This window comes from Okeania sp. SIO2C9 (assembly GCF_010672455.1).
Lineage (GTDB): Bacteria > Cyanobacteriota > Cyanobacteriia > Cyanobacteriales > Microcoleaceae > Okeania.
Genome location: NZ_JAAHGO010000277.1, coordinates 1 through 1138 on the forward strand (window position 1 = coordinate 1; position 1138 = coordinate 1138).

Genomic DNA, 1138 nt, shown 5'->3' on the forward strand with positions numbered 1-1138 from the left:
ACAAGCCAATACCTCCTTTCCAATACAAGGACTTTTTAGGTTGGAATGAACAGGGAGACGGGAAGCTATTTTTGGGGATTTCCATTGAGAATGGTAGAGTCAAAGATGAAGGCGCTTTTAAACTAAAAACTGCTCTGCGGGAAATTACTCAGAGATTTACACTGCCCATGCGGCTGACTGCTAATCATAACTTGATTCTCTATGAAATTGAACCAGAGCAACAGCAAGCCCTAGAAAATATTCTTAAAAGTAATGGCATTATTATTACTCCAGAGGACATTGAACCCCTAGTGCGCTACTCCATGGCTTGCCCAGCGCTACCTACTTGTGGTTTGGCGATTACAGAGTCAGAAAGAGCTCTGCCAGGAATCATTGAGCGCATTCGGGTGCTGCTGGATAAATTAGGTTTACAAGAAGAGCATTTTGTGATTAGAATGACAGGCTGCCCCAATGGTTGCGCTAGACCTTACATGGCAGAGTTAGGGTTTGTTGGTAGTGCACCAGAGAAGTATCAAGTTTGGTTGGGAGGCTCACCGGATCAAACTAGATTAGCAAGAGTTTATGAAAACAAAATGCCGATTCAGGAGCTAGAATCTTTCCTAGAACCGATTTTTGTATACTTTAAAACTGAGCGTCAGGCTGAGGAGAGTTTTGGAGATTTTTGCGATCGCGTTGGTTTTGATGCTATTCGTGAGTATTGCCATAGCAATCAGCCTACACCAATCAGCACTAAGTCAGAAAATGGTTTAGTAAATGAGGCTGAAGTTCCTGAGTCTGTCAAACCAAAAGTTAACACTCAAAACCGCCGTCACCGGATTAGAGTCCGCGATGAACTCCATCAGCGTATTAAGGAAGCTGCCAATAAGCAAGGCAAAACCATGACTGATTTGGCAGCCGAAGCTCTTGAAGCCTATTTAGAGAAGATTTCTTGAATAAGTAATAAGTAATAAGTAATAAGTAAAATTTGTTACTTGTTTCTTATTACTTGTTGTCTTTTAATTAAGAAAACTATGTTCTTTTAAGGGGTAGGAGGCTTCACAAGGAGGATTGATTGCCTCAATTACAAAGATTGGTAGTAGCACCAACACAATGCCAAAATCAGCAGATTTTTTTGAGCGCAGCGCAACAGCATTATTTA

At 41.2% G+C, this 1138-nt stretch carries 1 pseudogene; it reads left to right on the top strand.

Going from position 1 to position 1138, the window contains the following annotated elements:
* A pseudogene (locus F6K23_RS41000) lies at positions 1–932 on the top strand (sulfite reductase, ferredoxin dependent); the annotation flags it as partial.
* Between the last annotated feature and the right edge of the window lie 206 nt (positions 933–1138).